Origin of the sequence: Spartinivicinus marinus, assembly GCF_026309355.1 — a bacterium.
In the GTDB taxonomy this organism is placed as follows: Bacteria; Pseudomonadota; Gammaproteobacteria; order Pseudomonadales; family Zooshikellaceae; genus Spartinivicinus; species Spartinivicinus marinus.
The window spans coordinates 5,073,911-5,091,130 of record NZ_JAPJZK010000001.1 but is presented as its reverse complement, the minus strand read 5'-3'; the positions used below and the strand labels follow the sequence as shown (position 1 = coordinate 5,091,130).

Here is a 17,220-nt window from a genome sequence, read left to right as displayed (position 1 = left end):
CAAAAATAGGGTAAAGCACCAGCTAATCAACAGCGCCTAACATGAACCGGCAACACCTTACTCTTTTCTTAATCGAACAGCAAGCGCTTTAAAACTGTGTTATTCCTTAGAATAAACTAGTTATCCACTGTTCGTCATAATAGAGGCTTTGACAGAAAGAAAAATGCCGAGTATAAGGATTGTACAACTACTATAAAAGTGAGGGACAATATGGCTTTGAGCAATAGACTCTTCAGTGAAAAAAGAGGTTTTATCCGAATGGTGATGGACACACCGGCCTCACTCTCTCACGGCGAGCCTCGTCAAACATTTTCCGTTCATTGTCGTAACTTAAGTAGTTCAGGAATCATGATCGAGTATCATTCGCCACTACCAGAAGGAGATCGGGTTGAAATCACAATTCCATCAGAGCGTCCAGAGTTTCCTGATTTTAAAGCAGAAGCAGAAGTGATAAGAGCCGATGTAACTGATGAGACAAAAGACGAGGAGGATGAAACGCTTTATCAAATAGCCTTAAAAATTCACAAAATTATTTAAGGGAATAAGCTTTTCTGTCCACAATTAGCTATCAGACATGTAACAAACAACATTCAACATTTGTAAGCTACACCATAAACAAAACATGCAGAAGGTCAGTCATGCCGACCTTCTCATTATTCTTAATCGTACCCTACAAGCTAAAAATAAACAGATAATTATAACTTTATAATATATAGCCTTTACTCAATATCACTATAACTAAAAGTCATCTTCAGGCTGCTCGCTTGTTAAGAGGAATGCCCTGTTTTGTAAATAAGTATTACGAATAAATGTGTATTTATCCCCTACAATTAAATCCTCTGCTTTTAACAGGCCTGAACGAGTATCAATCACGTTCATTAACATTAAACCATTGCGAGTAGGCACATCTTCAATATGGTTGACAGGGTTAAGTTGTGAGTCAGGGATTAAACCAACAGTAGAACGCACAGTCTGGGGACCAAAGAATGGCAATACTAAATAGTTACCTTGCGGTACATGCCAATGCCCCAATGTTAATCCAAAGTCTTCATAATTTTTCTCTAACCCAAACTCACTGGCTACATCAAGCAAACCTAACATACCCACTGTTGAGTTAACTACAAATCGGCCACTATCATTTAGCGCTTGCTTACCTTCAAGTTGCAGTAAGTCATTAACGACATTACGCACTTCTCCCAGGTTATCAAAAAAGTTACTGACCAAGCCTTCCACAGGATCAGGGGTAACATACTGATAACCTTGCGTGATCGGTTTAAGTGCATAGGTGTCAACTGTCTCATTAAATGCAAAAATAGCACGATTAAACCCTTCCCAAGGGTCTTGATCGTCATTTGCATCAGCCAACACAGGTGTTGCACAAAAAAAACTACAACAAGTCAGTGTAAGCCATTTTTTTGCAAGTCGCATCAAGCTTTAACCTCATTCAATACTAACCTAACTGAACAAAATCAGGCTACCTTATATAAAAGGAGAATATAACAGTTTAAAAGCAGTCAGAAAAACATTTTGCAACAAATTATTGGGCTGGTCACAAACATAGCCCCATATTTCAGGCTAAAAAACAGACAGCACTCATCGCATTAAAACACATACTACAAACAAGTTTGCTTTTTGGAGTTTCATTATAGTTCAAAAAAGCTATGCCTTTCCTTCTAGCTAGGGCTGAGGAAAGGCAACAGTATTATTAGCTACTCCTTATCTTAAAACAGACTTCAGTTTTTGCCCAATATCCGTATGGTGTTGAATGGTTGCAAAACTTTTGGTTAGTGACTCTGGGCCATAAGCCAGCACAGCAACTGGCGTATGAGTATGAGTGCCCGTTCCCCAAACCACGTTTTGTTGTTCTGCTAGCTCACGACCTAATAAGTTAAGCTTTACCTCATCACCATATACATAAAATGCAGTAAAGTCAGAGACTTTAGGAAATTGCTTCAAGCTAAGGTATTTGTGATCTGGCTGATAATAGGGGTTTTGGGCTGTAGCTAAAATTCGTTCAGCCTGTGCGTTGGTAATTTTAAACTCACTGTTTGCATTAACTATCTTCACTAATGCTTTTGCATCTTGCTGATTTTTAGGCAACGCCCAAAACTCTGCAAACATAGTACTAAAGCTTTTTTGTTGACTGTACAGCTTATCTAAAATAGTTGGACTACCAAAGTTAAAGTTAGGTTTAAACTTGACGTTTTTAAATGCATTGCCAGATAAGGTTGATGCTTTTGGTAAGTTTGCAGCAGAATAGCTAAAACCAAAAGATCCTGTTTCATGATCTGCTGTTAATACCACCAGAGTATCATTGCGGTCTTTCGCCCAATCCAGTACAGCTGCAATGGCCTCATCAAACTTAAGCATTTCATGCAACATAGTACCAGCATCATTATTATGACCAGCCCAATCGATTTGGCCACCTTCTATCATCAAAAAGAAACCATCTGGATCATTTGATAATATTGCCAATGCTTTTTCAGTCATTTCCCTCAAACTCGGTTCACGCCGCGCGAGGTCACTCTTTACCTTGCTATAAGCAATACCATCCAGCATACCTGAACTACTGAAAAGTCCTAATACTTTGCCATTATCAGAAGCTGCTGTTAGTTGATCACGATTAAAAGCTAACTGGTAACCCGCTTGCTTAGCTTCAGCCACCAGGTTTCGATTATCTTTTCGTTTTGATTTTAAGCTAATCGTGTCGCCTACCATAGCAGTTACTTGATCATGTAACTTACCCGCCTTAGCAGCATCTTTGGGAATCCAGTGACGTAGCCCACCGGAAAGCATGACATCAGGTGCTGTTGCCAACATATCCTCTGCAATTTTATTTTCCAGCGATCGATGAGGCTGATGAGCAGCAAAGGATGCAGGTGTTGCATGTGTTAAGCGCGTATCAGAAACCAAACCAGTAGCTTTACCAGCTTTTTTAGCCTGCTCTAATACAGTTTCAACCGCATTTCCTTGATCGTCTAAACCAATCATTTCAGAACCGGCAGGTAAACCGGTGGCTAACTGAGTGGCCGAGCTGGCTGAATCAACCACAATGGCTCCCGCGGGATTATGCATTGACAGCCCAACCACTCCCCTATCTGCCAATTGAGCCATCGCCGTTTTACCTTGCGGATAAATGGAATGAGGGGCTTGTCTTGCATAAGCTTCCAACAAGCCAACCTGTTGCGGCCCCATTCCATCACCAATTAAAAAAATTACATTCTTTACCTTACTTTCAGCTGAAAATACCGTCGAAGTGCTTAGCACACAGGCAGAGGCTAAACACCCCCTTGCCAGCCACTTGAATACTTTTTTTATACTTTTATCGTTACTCACGCTACTACTCCCCTTTAAGTTAAGCGTTACAACTCAGCCAACACTGCATTTGGCTAATTAACTAACATTTATTGTCTGTTTTTAATTTACTGACTGAAGGGGTGATGGTAAAGAGGTCATCATGTAAATTTCATAGAATATTCATAAACCCAAGCCGGGTTTATTTCATATAGCTGTCATGTTATTTTTTTATAGTAGATTTAGGAAAGTGTATTTAAAATACCAAGCATTATTGTTAGACAATACTTATTTCAGCCGTCTTCATATAGTAATTAGAAACTAGGGGTTTTTTAACTATCCGGCTACACTATCTTAAAGCCTTCATGACTTTTTACTAGGAGTATTACTTGTACTGTGACTAAACTGATTGGTAGGATAAGCCCAACACTAAAATAGGTTATTTGTCGTCTGCCGGACGCTGTAGCAGCCGCTAACTAATAAGGAACATAATAATGCAGGAGCAACCAAAGAGTTACAGCAATCAGCGCAAATACATTGGCAAAGTCCAAGGCGTCATCTTTGATCTCGCTGGCACTCTCATCGACTTTGGCGCAATGGCACCAGTTGAAGCATTGCAAGCAACATTTGCTGACCATCATATTGACATACCTGAACCACTTCTTCGTCAATTAAGTACCTCTGATTACCAACAACAATTAAAACAATTGTTAGATGAAGGAACGGTGAGTGAAGCCTGGTCAAACCAATATGGTCGACTACCCAGTCATGAAGACTTAGAAAACTTACAACAACAGTTTATTCCTCATCAGATCAAGTCTATTTTAAATCACGCTGACTTAGTGCCTGACGCCATAGAGTTAGCTAAACACTTGCTTAAACAAGGCATTAAACTAGGTATCAATACAGACTACAGTCGTAGTTTAGTAGCAGACTTGCTACCAGAGCTACACAACAAAGGGTTAACCACAACGAGTGTTGTATGTGCTAATGAAGTATCCCGTGGTCGTCCTTACCCACATATGAGCTTAAAAAATGCAATTGAGCTTGATGTTGAGCATATCCATGCTTGTGTGAAAGTCGATGATACAGAAGCTGGCATCGAAGAAGGTTTAAATGCAGGTATGTGGACCGTAGCAGTGGCAGTCAGTGGTAATAAAATAGGCAAAAGACTTGAAGATTGGCAAGCCCTAGACAAGACTCAGCAAGATACGCTAAGAAGCCCAGTGACAATTCAACTGTATCGTGCTGGAGCCCATTATGTGATTGACACCATTAAGGATCTTCCCGCTTGTTTAACCGATATAGAGCAACGCTTAAAAAGAGGGGAAAAACCTTAAAACCCACGCATTGAGTTTTGCATTTACCCTATCTGATGATTGGTTGGGTATTCCCCTCTGGGCAATACCCAACACGCTTATTACTTCACTATACTCATCCCAAATTATCCTTAACCTGTATCACCTATTAAACACCTTTTTTAATAGTGCATTGTTAATTATCTAAAATAAAAATAATCAAGTTATACCCATCATGAATCACTTTTAGGTGTAAAAATAAAGTGGTATATACTCAAAGCGAAGGATTATTTAGGCGAGGCCACCGAGCGATGAAGCCCCAGAAGTTTAGATAAACTAAATGATTGGAGTGAAGAACGACGGTAACAAAGCCCAAAAAATTTTCGCGAAGAGTATAGCTTAATATACCCTTCGCATTGGATATAGATTTAATAAATACTAAAAATATAATTCGACTTAAGTCTATGCAGACAACAATAAAAAATAGTTTACTATAAAAAGACGAAGTGCTGTTTTAGAAAGACTTACACAGGCTATAAGATTGAAACATTATAAATTAATACATAATATATAAATATCAACGACCAAATATTAGTCATCACTGATTCAGCTATTGAGTTACAAAATAATAAGACTCACCCAAAAAACAAACGATTAATATAAAACCTGACCATATGAACAACTTTTAAGGGTTTTAGGATTTCCTTGATAACTTCTTATATCACTGACAGCTTGTTTATCTAAATCTAAATAAATAGCAACAAAAAAGTTGCCAAAAAATAAAAGACAATGATAAGGTTGCCCATCAAATTGGTATGCAAATCATGCAGCCTTATTTTGCAACGTTATACTAAGTGCCATTACATCTATGATATTTGTTAATCTTTATTAAATATATACAGCATAAACTAGATACTTGTAGTGCTAGCACACAATATATAGTCCTTAATCTACTATTGTTTACAAATAGAACATAGTTGCTTGTTCATTTTCTGTCATCAAAATAATCAATGCAGATACTATAAAACACATCTTTACAGCCTCAGCTAGCCCATCCATGGCTAACGAATCTTGACTGTAGAAGTGACAAAAAAATAAAAAATATTAGCAGTGATCAAGCAGTGCAAAATAATGCCTCTGCACCCTAGTTGATAACTTATATAAGAGAAGACCCTATGCCTAGATTCTACAAACCATTAATTGCAGGCCTTGGCGCTTGTCTAAGCCTGCCACTCAGTGCTGAAATAATAATCAGCGAATACAGTGAAGGTAAAAGCTACAATAAGGCAATTGAGTTATACAACCCCACCTCTCAGCCGATTAATCTAACCAATTATCAGCTAACTAAATACACTAATGGCGACCTCAATAAAACCGCTACGCTTTCTCTCAATGGCACGCTTGCCCCTAAAGCCACTTTCGTTATCAGCCATGTAAAAGCAGATAGTGCCATTAAGAATAAAGCACAACTAGTCACAAGTAACTCCGTAATTAATTATAATGGGGATGACCCAATAGCATTATTCTATAACCAACAACTGTTGGATATTATTGGTACCCCAGGCAAGCGCAATAATTTTGGCAAAGACCAAACTATTCAACGCACCATTGGACAAGCCAGCCAGCAATACCAGCCCGCACAATGGCAGTTTGCTTCAGCAAATAATGCAGAGGTCATGGCTAAAACCCTAGGCAATGTTGCTTTTGGCACCCCGAGCCAAAACACGATTAGCTGTAAAACGGGTGACGTTTCTCTGATTAGTCAGCTACAAGGACCAGGCGAGCGAAGCCCACTGATTCCAACTGACAAGTGGCAAAGCGATAATCATGTATTGGTGGAAGGTATTGTCACTCAGTTAACTCCCAACCGCTACCAAGGCTTTTTTATTCAAGAAGAAGTTCAGGATGAAGATGCAGACCCTAATACTTCAGAAGGTATCTTTGTTTTTGGCACTCCTACCATTGCTGTAAATATTGGTGACAAAGTACGAGTGCAGGGTTTAGTGAAAGAGCACTATAACGAAACACAGCTAGTGTTGAAACAAGCCCAAGTTTGTTCCAAGGCTAGCCAGCATCAAGACAGTACGCGTATTGTTGAATTAACTGCTGAGACATCATTACAAGCATTAGAGCCTTATGAAGGTATGCAAGTACGCTGGCATGGTGATGCTGCATTAACTGTTACCAAAAATTATGGTTTCAATTTTAAGAGTCGGCGCAATGATATGGTCCTTACTCAAGGTGCCCCCTTATACAAACCAACACAGCTATTCCCTGCACTTAGTGAAGAAGCTAAGCAGCTAACAAAAGCAAACCAGCAAAATCAAATTACTATCGAAACCGATCATAAACAACAAAATGGAGTGATCAGTTTTTATCCACCATTTGAGCCTAACCAGTTTTACATTCGAATTGGTGACACCATTGACCAACTAACCGGGGTTATTAAATATGCTTATGGTCAATACAGTGTGATTCCTACGCAACTCATTGCTGATAATGCCTTTGATCACTCCCATTATCCTCGACAAGTCACCCCACCAATCAAGCAACACGGCAACTTGCGTATTGCCAGCTTCAATGTCTTGAACTATTTTAACCGTGTTGAACCTGGAGCCACACCCAACCCTGCCAATAACCAAAATCGTGGAGCCACCAACTTAGCTGACTTTACGCTGCAACAAACAAAAATTGTCAGTGCTTTAGTGGCAATGGATGCCGGCATTATTGGCTTAATGGAAATTGAAAATAATGGTTTTACTGAAAACAGTGCCATTCACTCATTAGTCACTGCACTTAACCAGGCCATCAGTAATCCTGATGATCACTATCAATTTGTTAAACCCAAGTCATCGACTTATATTGGCAATGATGCAATTACAGTAGGAATTTTATATCGTCCCGCTCAAGTTGCTATAGTCGGTAATCCCCATATCGTTACTATGCCCCATCAACAATTCACAGTAACATCGGCCGAAGACAAACAGCGAGATTTTGATAAAGGACAACGTGACAGTTTAATTCAAACCTTTAAAACTCAATCAGGAGAAACATTATCCGTTGTTGTTAATCACTTTAAATCCAAAGGGTCTATGTGCCTTGAAGATTACCTGGAATATGCTCTCGATGGAAAAATATCGCTTGATAGCAGAGGACGGGTCACAGGCAAGCCAACTGCTCCTAACTATCTTGATGATTTACAAGGCAGTTGTAATGAGTTAAGGGTATCAGCTGCTTATCGGTTAGGGGAATACCTGAAACAACATAAGAAATCACTTGGTGATAATATTCTTGTCCTTGGCGACTTAAATGCTTACGGTCAAGAGGACCCGCTACTTACGCTCACTGATTTTCAAGCGAACCAAGAATCACGCCCCATTAACACAGCGGTTCAAACGGTGTTAGCAGGAAAACCTTGGCAAGCGCCTCAAACCATTACTACAGGGTATGGTTTAATCAATTTAAACACAAAACTCCATGGTAACAAGACTTTTAGTTACAGCTATGAAGGCGAGTTAGGTAATTTAGATCATGCGCTGGCGTCACCAACATTGGCTAATAAAGTCGTTGATATTATCGACTGGCATATTAACTCTGTTGAGAACAGCTTATTTGAATACAGCCGTAAGTATTCTGGTCAACTGCCGAAATCTGATAACCTGTTTAGCGCCTCTGATCATGACCCCATCATTATCGAGCTACAACTTACCCCTAAAAAATCAGCTAAAACGGAGCTCAACCAACTGATAGAGCATGCCTGGACTGTTTATCAAAGAGTAGTAATTAATGATGTTTGGCACTTTTACCCTCATTCGCTGAAATGGTCCCTTACTAAATCTTTACTTCAGGCAATGGAAGTTCAAACTGATGATAAAGCGACTCAGCAACAGGTTGACAAAGTGACTTCTGACTTACAGCAGGTGCTGGATAAAGCGTCTACATTCCACCCGGTGGTTTACAAGTCAGGCTTAGCAGCAGCCATTGAAATAGCTGGCCATCGTCTTTACCTAGCTAACCAAACACAAGTATTGTGGTATTTTCCAGTTAATGCACAACAAAAGCTGGCTAACCATATCAGTCAGGCAAAGGCTATCTACCAAAACAATAACAGCAGTCAACAACAGGTTAATCATGCTGCTTATAAACTGACGCAAGCCTTATTTTGGTTTGAGCAACAGCGTCAGCTCCGTTGGCGACAACCATGGTCATTAACTATTACAAGCAATAGCAATTGGTTTATTTTTCACTAACCTACCTACTTTAACTGGGGGCAAAATGCCCCCTTAATTCTTCGATTTAATAATACCCTTACATTGCCTTTCAATTTTATAACGACTATTTAGTCAAAAATAGCTTGCTATATATTGCCGCTTTTTTAATTACCATATCTTTTTTAAAAATCAATGTGGTTTGGAGGTACGGATATGACTCCCTTTATAGCAGAGCTGCTAGGGACATTTTTTTTAATCCTATTAGGCAGTGGAGTAGTCGCAAATGTTAGCTTAAATAAAACCATTGGCCATAATAGCGGCTGGATTGTCATCACTTTTGCCTGGGGTTTTGCTGTTTTTACGGGCGTGGTTGTAGCAGGGCCAGTTAGTGGGGCTCATTTAAACCCGGCAGTATCCGTAGGTTTAGCTTTTGCTGGCTTATTTCCTTGGGAAAATCTTGCCAGTTACTGTTTAGCACAAATGATCGGTGCCTCCTTAGGTGCATTAACTGTTTGGTTGGTGTACAAAGACCATTTTGACGCAACAGAAGATAAAAACACAAAACTCGGCGTATTTTCTACCAGTCCAGCTATTCGCAATCTACCACGAAACTTCTTTTCAGAGTTAGTAGGTACATTCGCGCTGGTATTTGTCATCTTATATTTTTCTACCCCTACCCTACAGTTAAATGATGCCAATACAACCATTGGCTTAGGTTCGTTAGGTGCACTGCCTGTTGCTATTTTAGTGGTAGTCATTGGTATGTCGCTAGGTGGCACCACAGGTTACGCAATCAACCCTGCCAGAGACTTAGCCCCACGTATAATGCATGCAATGCTTCCCATCAACAATAAAGGCACCAGCCAGTGGGATTATGCTTGGGTACCTGTATTAGGCCCAATTGCTGGTGCTTGCCTCGCCAGTAGCCTTTATTTAGTCTTGTCTCAGTAGGAAAGTGTTGTAGATTATATGGACAAAGCTGAGGTTGAAATTTGCCAGCCTCAGCAGCAAAATTGTTGGAGTATATAGCCAGCCTTAAGATTAGATTAAATAACCAACAAAGAGGTTAGTGGCTGACGGCTCTTGAGAATACATTAATGATAATAACGCCTAAGACGATCAATAGCATCCCCACTATTGCAGGTAAATCAAGTACTTGCTTATAAACAACCACCCCAACAATAGCAACCAGCACAATGCCAAGCCCAGACCATATGGCATATGCAATTCCAACAGGCATGGTTCTTAACACCAGGGTTAACAAATAAAACGCCAAACTATAACCAATTACAACAATTAAACTGGGAGTCAACTTAGTAAACTCTTCTGATGCTTTTAAAGCACTGGTAGCAGCCACTTCGGCCACAATGGCAATAGCTAGATAAACGTATACCATCTATAACTTCCTCATTAAAAGAATAAAGCTATTAACCCAACTTCTAAAAACCTGGAATTTCAACTTCTTCAACAACTAAAGTTTTAAAAACAACCTTCCTTTAGCCATAAAAACAACAAATGCAATATTTTTATGACTATCCTTGTACTTATCACTTTCCATGTTATACCCGTCGCGAATCATTGTTAGGCTTTGTTATCGTCGCATCTAACCCCAATCACCTATTAATATAGGCTCATGGGGCTTCGTCACTTGATGGCCTCACCTAAAAAAACCTTCGCATTGGGTATACCTCAGTTATGACAACAGTTTAACAAGGTATTGACACCTACTATAACAATATTGCCACTGTTTATGTTAACAGGCGTTTATCATTAAAGGATGATTGAATACTTTACAACAAAAAAGACTATTGGATTATAATCATCATAGCAGCCCACCAATCTATATTAATCCATAGAAAAGTTATAAAATAACGTCATTGCTAGCTATACTTTACTACTGACTGTGGGATTTACGAATAGTATCAAGTGAGTCAAATGACTATGTTATTAGCTAGCCGTTTTTTTCTTCTTAGCTTACTAACTGTTATCTCAACTACCTTAGCCGCTGAGTCGATTTCACTATCAGTGACCCTGGATAAGTCTTGGGAGATTCTTGATGCTAACATCCAAAATCAGCAGGCCATAGGAAGTCAGGTTACTTATCACTTGAAACTAGATCAAGAGGTAATGTTTGAAGCAAATAAGAAAAATACAAATAGTGTTTTTGCTATTAGTCTTATCCCTATAGACTCTATTGAAAGCATAAAATCAGCAAAAAACTATCTGATAAAAAATAAATTACCTGATCCAGATACGCCTTATGATACTGCCACCCAGTCAATCAGTGGTATAGCGTTTGACAAAATCAGTACTACTATTAAATATGATCCGACCGTTACAACCCTAGAACAAAGCTATGCGACATTTAAAGATTCCTATATTATAGAAATCTATACTACTTGTGATAAAAACCATCCATCATGCCAGGAAATACATAATTTAATTAAAGCGCTCAAGTTCAATAAGTAAATAGTTACGCCTTTTCATAAGCTATATTTTGCCTTCTATCTAACCATCCACATCACTAAGGGTACGACAAGGAGTAAAACACCAACAGCACTCCACACCTCTAGAGGCAATAGTTTATTTGATCTTATGTTTACTATATTACCTATTTCAGGCAATACTAATAGCACGAGTCCAATACCAGGTAGAAGGCTATAAAACCCCCATTGTGCTCGATATTCAAATGGACCGGCTATAACTAAATGCAAAATAGTTAAAGCAGCTAAAATAGTCGCAACTATCAACTGCTTACCACTCGCCAAAAACTCCCTAAGCAACTCGCCAACCAGCCAACAAATCAACAAGCAACCAATTAATGGCAAAATAAATACAACTATGGAAAGTGAGATTGACATAAGTTTCTAACAAAATTAGATTATAGTGCCCCTTCGTACAATAAGGGTTATGATTGCTCAAATACCTTAACGACAATATTCTCTAACTCATTACTTCTTGGCAATGGTTCTTCCATCGCAAAAAAAGCGGCCAATAATAGCGATGCTGAAAAGTTTCCCCGATTAACTCGATTAGCTAAATTATTTGGCTCTATATCAATACTCGTTTTTTGTTTAATTAATTCAGCTAGATCTCGAAATGTAAGATTATTTTTCTGCCTAGCCTGCTGGACAAGCGTGGCACAAACTTTATCCCAAGACGATTTATTGATTCGAGAATCTTTCATTTATAGCTATCTCCTATCAATGGCAAGCATTTTTTTTGCCCAATTGATATGAGTAGACGGCTCGCACATTTGCCCATCTGCTTTAAATACTGCTTTATCTTGATGTAGAATAATTTTTTTAGCTAAGTCAAGCTCTTCGTTTTTTACAGAAAGAATTTCCTGAATTAAGTCAACTTGAACAGGATGAATAGCCGTTTTATTTAAAAAACCGTAAGCACGATCAAGCATCAGCTCTTTTTTTAGTAAAGGTAAGTTTTTATCATCAATATATTCAAATACCGGTGCTGATAATTGATAACCAAAGGGCCTAAAAGCAGTAATACAGTTGTCAATGGCAATTCGTACAGGCGTTTCATAAATCGTTACATAGTCAGGCCTTTTTATACCAAGCAGACTTAACAAGTCGTTACCCCCTATTCTAAAACAAGGAATGCCGACAGGAAATGTATCAATAAATTTTCGTAGTCGGATTAGCTCCTGATTATCAAAGGCTATTTCAGTTTCAATTGTTGGCATTAAATAAAACGTATTTTTACCAGAATCCTCAACAGCTTCCTTATATTCATGTACATTACTGTGATCAATTTTCGGAATAACAAACCCTTTAATATGATCGATCGTATCCAGCGCCAGTAAATTAGCTAAAACCTGTGGTGAGCGAGCACGAATAAATACATTAGTATTTATTTGGGGAAAGCTCATCAACAGCTTATTAATATTTTTTAATGCATCTTCAATTTGAGACTCTGAAATGGCATCTTCCGTACAGAGTACCACTGACCCGGCCTGAGTTGTTGTTAGTCTCTGCGCAAGATCAGGTCTGATTGCGGGCATATATAGTGTTGCCCCTAATCGATAATACAGTTGCTCAGCATGTTTTTTCATAGCTGATTCCTTGTTAAATCTTTAATCAAGGCCAATGCATTAAATGGCATGGTGTGATCAAATGTAACACTAACTTGTTTTTCTTCTGCCAACATTAACAAATGCTCAACATCTTCTTGATGCCTATTTTTTAAAATCAATAAATCTGGAATCCGACGCAGCATGACCCGAGTAGCTTCTGCAATACCTGGCTTCACTTTATTAATATCGGCAATATCATGCGACTTCATTACTTGAGTTAAATACGCTAATACAACCTGGTGCTGTCTATGCTGAAACTGTGGATCGAGTATTTCTGGAGCTTCTAATACAACTGGATTCAATTGGGTAATTTCACTGGCAATTTCTTCAATAAACCAGTTACTTAAATCATGATTTTGTAAATCATGATAGGTAACACATTGATGAAAACCGACCACCCCCGGATTACGAATAGTCCTTGAAACCAAGCCAGATACAGTGCTATTTAAAATACCAGAAGGGATCACATAATCATCATGAGTAGCTACATAATGGGCAGTAAAACCAATATCTGATACCACACATAACTTATCACTGAGTTGATAGTCTTTATTTTTTATATTCCAGCCTGCTATTGCCTGTCTTAATTCTCGAGTAATCGCGCCTTTTGCCGTCCAACCATCAACAAACACTATAGAATCAGCCTTCACACCACTCGCTTGTAAATACGCCAAAGCTGCTTCATCAATTCCCTTGCCACGAATAATAGAAATAGAATAGTGCTGCACTGAAGAAACACTGCCTAGTGCTAACAAAGCACGTTTTAGTAAGATACCAATTGGAGTGCCAGCTCTCGCCAAAGAAACCAAGGTAATTGAACTACCAATCGTTTGTTGGAGCAGTTTAGCCAGTTGTAAAATTTCTGTTGCCAGTCTGTTTTTATATTTAGCCGTTAATTTATAAAAGATCTCAAGATAAGCTTGAGTAGGAGCATGTTCAATGGATACCATCTGTGAGTAATGGACACCTGACTGTAAACGTTGTTCTTTTTCCTCTACTGTCAATAACTCTACACCTTCGGCTTCTTGCAAGAGAAACTGACAATCTTTTGGGTGATAGCTGCCTGTTAACAATTGTTGTTGCCCCATATCACTTCCCACTTGATCCTTACTTGTTATAAAGCTTGTTCGGTGATTTGACAGTTTTGTGGCACTACCAGATAATCACAGGCTTTCATAAACTCTATATCACTTAAACTATCCCCTGCCCCAACAAATAATGTATGCTCATCTAGCATTTGGTATTTTTGCTTTAAATAATTAACAGCTTTAGCTTTGGAAGCATAAGGTGGCAATAGAGCCATATTTCGACCGTTAATATGAACCCGAGCTTCTTCCAGGCCATTTACCTCGTTAATAATAGGTTCCAATAATGAATAGAAATCCTCTATCTTATTAACGTGATTGTCTACCTTTATACTGACATAGCAGCTGATATCAAAATCAGTAATCACTTTGGCTCGTAATGGCAACTGCTGTTGATCAATTATTGCCTGAACTTGCCTTGTCCATTCTGCTAAAAGCTCCTGCCATTGAACCAGCATTAACTCAATAATTTGCAACCAACCATTATCAATGGTTCGATCATGATTAAGCACTAATGCCCCATGATTAATCACTATTTCATGATTAAATGAAAACCGGGTACGACAGAGCGCAGCATTATTTCTTCCTGTTACTGGAATCAATTTACCATCACCCAGTAAGTTTATTAATCTATGCTGCTTTTCTGTATAAAAAGAAATAACTTGCCCATCTCGATCAACGGCCCCTGGATGCAGTTTGTCACTGACTGAACACTTCCGTTCTGTTTGCATTAGCGTGTCATCAATATCAGTAAATACAACGAGTGACATCTTTACACCTCAACAGACTGTTGAATGACAGGGATACAGTCAATTTGTTTAGCTAGACCACAGCTCTTATATTGAGCATAGGTTTCATAAGCAATTATTGTCGTGCGTTCTTCAGGGCGATTATAAACGTAGTTTTCATAGCCATCTTCAACGGCAAATATTTCCTTTCGCTTGATTCCATCTCCTTCTAGAATTGGGGAGCGTGTTGTTGACTGAAACACGACATCAAATCCCTGACTTTCCATCTGTTCTGCAAGCTTATAGGGTTGATATAAAAATTCGCCATAACCTAGCACAATATATTTTTCGGACTTAACCAGTTCATCCAATGTAAAAGGTGTTCCGGTTAGTTTATAAAAGCGATTGGTCTCTTCATTAAAAGTGATACCTCTACGTATTTCAACCAACACCGCTTGCTGAGAAATCTGTTGTTGAGTCCTGGCAGGCAAATCACAGGAAAACTCTGCACTTGGGGTAAATTGGAAATCTCCTGCTACTAAACAAACAAAGGATACTTCAACACCAGGTAATAACTGTTGTATCTCGGCTTTACGCTGCTCAGATAACCAGCTAACCAGGCTAACCCATACAATTTTTTGCAAATCGTCTACATAATCAATTAACTTTTCTGACAACTGGAGCAGAGTATTACCCGTGGTAATTTCATCATCGACTAAAACGGCTGTTTGTACCTGCTTGACTTTCATTTGCTGAGCTGGTTGATAAACAATATGTGCAGGCGCATGACTGTGGCTTTCATCAATTTTGAATATAACGGGCACATCAATTAATTGATATCGAGTGGTATGGGTATACAACAGATTATGCCCTGGTTTTACCAGTGCTTCTGCTACACCTGCCCCCAAACCCGTGGCAGTTTCAGCTAACCCTACTACTAAACAAGAATCCCCTATCAACTGAGTCGCTTCAGCCAGGTGACAATAGGTTTTTCTCATTAAGGCAGGTCGACAGGGTATATGTTTACCTAATACTTTTGAAATAAATAAATAGCCACGCTTAGGATTTTGTCTGGCCCCAAATGTTAACAGATCAAACAGACTGTAGTGCTGGCTATTTTGATGATGGTTGATCGTAAAGGCTAACGCGCCTGACTGAATTTCGACTTTTTCTTCCATGGAGAGGAACAACTTCTAAAGAAAGGAAAAAGAAAGGAAATAGGCGGCTAATGCCGCCTACCTAATGAGTACTGGTCCTTAATGATGAACAGACCTAGCCTACATTAACACCGTACTGAGTCGCCATTGACTTTAAGCCACCGCTGAATCCTTGACCCACAGCTTTGAATTTCCATTCACCACCATGGCGATAAAGCTCACCAAATAACATCGCTGTTTCAACTGAGTAGTCTTCACTTAAGTCGTAACGTACAACTTCTTCGTTGTTCGCTTCATTGATGATACGAATAAAAGCGTTAGAAACCTGACCAAAGTTTTGGTTTCTGGATTCTGCATCGTGAATAGTGACACCTATGACAATTTTTTGGATATCTGCAGGAATTTTAACCAAATCAACTTTTACTGACTCGTCATCCCCTTCTCCTTCACCAGTACGGTTATCCCCCATATGCTCAACAGAGCCACACTGGCTTTTTAGCTGGTTATAGAAAATAAAGTCAGCATCGCTACGCACTTTACCTGAGTCAGTGACCAGAAAAATGGAAGCATCCAGGTCAAAGTCAGAACCATCAGTGGAACGAGCATCCCAGCCTAGGCCAATTATGGCGTTAGTCATGCCTGGTGCTGTTTTTTCTAAACTTACATTACCACCTTTCGATAATGAAACTGCCATTTTTTCTCTCCTGTCCTTTTCTTGTTACAATTATTAGAGGTGCTCTTGATTCATACGACGAGTGTTAGGCCAATCCATAAGTCTGCAAAAAGGCTGATAATCCACCTGCAAAGCCATCACCTTTAGCCACAAAACGCCATTCGCTATCTTTTTTGTAGATCTCGCCAAAAATAAGTGAGGTTTCAGTAGAATAATCTTCTGTCAGGTCATAACGGACTACTTCCTGCTGATTATCATCATTCAAAATGCGAATAAATGCATTTTCTACCAGGCCAAAGTTTTGCTTACGCTCTTCAGCATTGTGAATAGTCACCACAACTACTAGTTTTTCAACTTCAGCAGGAATGCTTGGCAAGGTAACCTTGATGACTTCATCATCACCTTCTCCTGCACCAGTCAGGTTATCCCCCATGTGCTGTATTGACCCACAAGCTGACTTGGTACTGTTATAGAAGACAAAACCGCCTTCACCAATACCTTTTCCTTCGTTGTTTACCATTAATAGAGATGCATCAAGATCAAATGCAGCACCATCTGTAGCGCGCACATCCCAACCCAAGCCCACATGCATTTTAGTCATACCAGGGGCTTCTTTTTCAAGGTTGACACGTCCACCTTTTAATAAACTAATTGCCATGTAATGTTCTCCTTAATCGTGGT

Annotated in this window: 16 protein-coding genes; 5 read left to right on the top strand and 11 right to left on the bottom strand. The window is 39.1% G+C overall.

What is annotated here, in order from left to right:
* Positions 1-216: 216 nt before the first annotated feature.
* Complete coding sequence (locus OQE68_RS22865) at positions 217-537, top strand: PilZ domain-containing protein (protein WP_180567417.1); 321 nt, start codon at positions 217-219, stop codon at positions 535-537.
* 201 nt (positions 538-738) lie between these two features.
* Here OQE68_RS22865 and OQE68_RS22860 read toward each other — a convergent pair whose 3' ends face one another.
* Positions 739-1,428: an MlaA family lipoprotein gene (locus OQE68_RS22860; RefSeq protein ID WP_180567418.1), complete on the bottom strand. Its 690-nt coding sequence runs from the start codon at positions 1,426-1,428 to the stop codon at positions 739-741.
* Between the two features lie 288 nt (positions 1,429-1,716).
* The gene (locus tag OQE68_RS22855; protein ID WP_266195797.1) at positions 1,717-3,336 is read right to left on the bottom strand and encodes an alkaline phosphatase; all 1,620 of its coding nucleotides are present in this window, start codon (positions 3,334-3,336) and stop codon (positions 1,717-1,719) included.
* A gap of 452 nt (positions 3,337-3,788) precedes the next feature.
* Here OQE68_RS22855 and phnX point away from each other — a divergent pair, with 452 nt between their 5' ends.
* The 3 genes from phnX (at position 3,789) to OQE68_RS22840 (ending at position 9,754) form a co-directional block, all read left to right on the top strand.
* A complete protein-coding gene (gene phnX, locus OQE68_RS22850; protein ID WP_180567419.1) occupies positions 3,789-4,634 on the top strand; it encodes a phosphonoacetaldehyde hydrolase in 846 nt (281 codons plus the stop codon).
* A gap of 1,133 nt (positions 4,635-5,767) precedes the next feature.
* Positions 5,768-8,842, top strand: coding sequence for an ExeM/NucH family extracellular endonuclease (locus OQE68_RS22845; RefSeq protein ID WP_180567420.1), 3,075 nt, complete (start codon positions 5,768-5,770; stop codon positions 8,840-8,842).
* A 174-nt stretch (positions 8,843-9,016) separates the two neighbouring features.
* Positions 9,017-9,754 carry an MIP/aquaporin family protein gene (locus tag OQE68_RS22840; protein ID WP_180567421.1) on the top strand — a complete coding sequence of 246 codons (738 nt, stop codon included), beginning with the start codon at positions 9,017-9,019 and terminating at the stop codon, positions 9,752-9,754.
* Positions 9,755-9,869: 115 nt separating this feature from the next.
* On the opposite strand, the gene OQE68_RS22835 is transcribed toward OQE68_RS22840, so the two are convergent.
* Complete coding sequence (locus OQE68_RS22835; protein WP_180567422.1) at positions 9,870-10,199, bottom strand: DMT family transporter; 330 nt, start codon at positions 10,197-10,199, stop codon at positions 9,870-9,872.
* 539 nt (positions 10,200-10,738) lie between these two features.
* Between OQE68_RS22835 and OQE68_RS22830 the strand changes: the two genes are divergently transcribed.
* A complete protein-coding gene (locus OQE68_RS22830; RefSeq protein WP_180567423.1) occupies positions 10,739-11,272 on the top strand; it encodes a hypothetical protein in 534 nt (177 codons plus the stop codon).
* Positions 11,273-11,307: 35 nt separating this feature from the next.
* Here OQE68_RS22830 and OQE68_RS22825 read toward each other — a convergent pair whose 3' ends face one another.
* From OQE68_RS22825 to OQE68_RS22790, 8 genes are all read right to left on the bottom strand, one after another.
* Positions 11,308-11,664, bottom strand: a complete 357-nt coding sequence (locus OQE68_RS22825) for a hypothetical protein (RefSeq protein WP_180567424.1) — start codon at positions 11,662-11,664, stop codon at positions 11,308-11,310.
* Between the two features lie 47 nt (positions 11,665-11,711).
* Positions 11,712-11,990 carry a DUF6471 domain-containing protein gene (locus tag OQE68_RS22820; protein ID WP_180567425.1) on the bottom strand — a complete coding sequence of 93 codons (279 nt, stop codon included), beginning with the start codon at positions 11,988-11,990 and terminating at the stop codon, positions 11,712-11,714.
* A gap of 6 nt (positions 11,991-11,996) precedes the next feature.
* Positions 11,997-12,875 (bottom strand): aldolase/citrate lyase family protein, encoded by an 879-nt coding sequence (locus tag OQE68_RS22815; protein ID WP_180567426.1) that lies wholly within the window; start codon positions 12,873-12,875, stop codon positions 11,997-11,999.
* Positions 12,872-13,984 (bottom strand): cysteine protease StiP domain-containing protein, encoded by a 1,113-nt coding sequence (locus tag OQE68_RS22810; RefSeq protein WP_180567427.1) that lies wholly within the window; start codon positions 13,982-13,984, stop codon positions 12,872-12,874. The genes OQE68_RS22815 and OQE68_RS22810 overlap by 4 nt, the downstream gene beginning before the upstream one ends.
* Before the next feature lie 26 nt (positions 13,985-14,010).
* Positions 14,011-14,751, bottom strand: a complete 741-nt coding sequence (locus OQE68_RS22805; RefSeq protein WP_180567428.1) for an HAD family hydrolase — start codon at positions 14,749-14,751, stop codon at positions 14,011-14,013.
* A 2-nt stretch (positions 14,752-14,753) separates the two neighbouring features.
* Positions 14,754-15,887 carry a phosphoribosyltransferase domain-containing protein gene (locus OQE68_RS22800; RefSeq protein WP_180567429.1) on the bottom strand — a complete coding sequence of 378 codons (1,134 nt, stop codon included), beginning with the start codon at positions 15,885-15,887 and terminating at the stop codon, positions 14,754-14,756.
* 94 nt (positions 15,888-15,981) lie between these two features.
* Positions 15,982-16,560 carry a TerD family protein gene (locus OQE68_RS22795; RefSeq protein ID WP_180567430.1) on the bottom strand — a complete coding sequence of 193 codons (579 nt, stop codon included), beginning with the start codon at positions 16,558-16,560 and terminating at the stop codon, positions 15,982-15,984.
* A 64-nt stretch (positions 16,561-16,624) separates the two neighbouring features.
* The gene (locus OQE68_RS22790; RefSeq protein WP_180567431.1) at positions 16,625-17,197 is read right to left on the bottom strand and encodes a TerD family protein; all 573 of its coding nucleotides are present in this window, start codon (positions 17,195-17,197) and stop codon (positions 16,625-16,627) included.
* Positions 17,198-17,220 lie beyond the last annotated feature (23 nt).

Bases quoted from the DNA above. Each gene is read 5' to 3' on its own strand.
- OQE68_RS22860 (WP_180567418.1), bottom strand. From the start codon at position 1,428: ATGCGACTTGCAAAAAAATGGCTTACACTGACTTGTTGTAGTTTTTTT.
- phnX (WP_180567419.1), top strand. From the start codon at position 3,789: ATGCAGGAGCAACCAAAGAGTTACAGCAATCAGCGCAAATACATTGGC.
- OQE68_RS22845 (WP_180567420.1), top strand. From the start codon at position 5,768: ATGCCTAGATTCTACAAACCATTAATTGCAGGCCTTGGCGCTTGTCTA.
- OQE68_RS22840 (WP_180567421.1), top strand. From the start codon at position 9,017: ATGACTCCCTTTATAGCAGAGCTGCTAGGGACATTTTTTTTAATCCTA.
- OQE68_RS22835 (WP_180567422.1), bottom strand. From the start codon at position 10,199: ATGGTATACGTTTATCTAGCTATTGCCATTGTGGCCGAAGTGGCTGCT.
- OQE68_RS22830 (WP_180567423.1), top strand. From the start codon at position 10,739: ATGACTATGTTATTAGCTAGCCGTTTTTTTCTTCTTAGCTTACTAACT.
- OQE68_RS22825 (WP_180567424.1), bottom strand. From the start codon at position 11,664: ATGTCAATCTCACTTTCCATAGTTGTATTTATTTTGCCATTAATTGGT.
- OQE68_RS22820 (WP_180567425.1), bottom strand. From the start codon at position 11,990: ATGAAAGATTCTCGAATCAATAAATCGTCTTGGGATAAAGTTTGTGCC.
- OQE68_RS22815 (WP_180567426.1), bottom strand. From the start codon at position 12,875: ATGAAAAAACATGCTGAGCAACTGTATTATCGATTAGGGGCAACACTA.
- OQE68_RS22810 (WP_180567427.1), bottom strand. From the start codon at position 13,984: ATGGGGCAACAACAATTGTTAACAGGCAGCTATCACCCAAAAGATTGT.
- OQE68_RS22805 (WP_180567428.1), bottom strand. From the start codon at position 14,751: ATGTCACTCGTTGTATTTACTGATATTGATGACACGCTAATGCAAACA.
- OQE68_RS22800 (WP_180567429.1), bottom strand. From the start codon at position 15,887: ATGGAAGAAAAAGTCGAAATTCAGTCAGGCGCGTTAGCCTTTACGATC.
- OQE68_RS22795 (WP_180567430.1), bottom strand. From the start codon at position 16,560: ATGGCAGTTTCATTATCGAAAGGTGGTAATGTAAGTTTAGAAAAAACA.
- OQE68_RS22790 (WP_180567431.1), bottom strand. From the start codon at position 17,197: ATGGCAATTAGTTTATTAAAAGGTGGACGTGTCAACCTTGAAAAAGAA.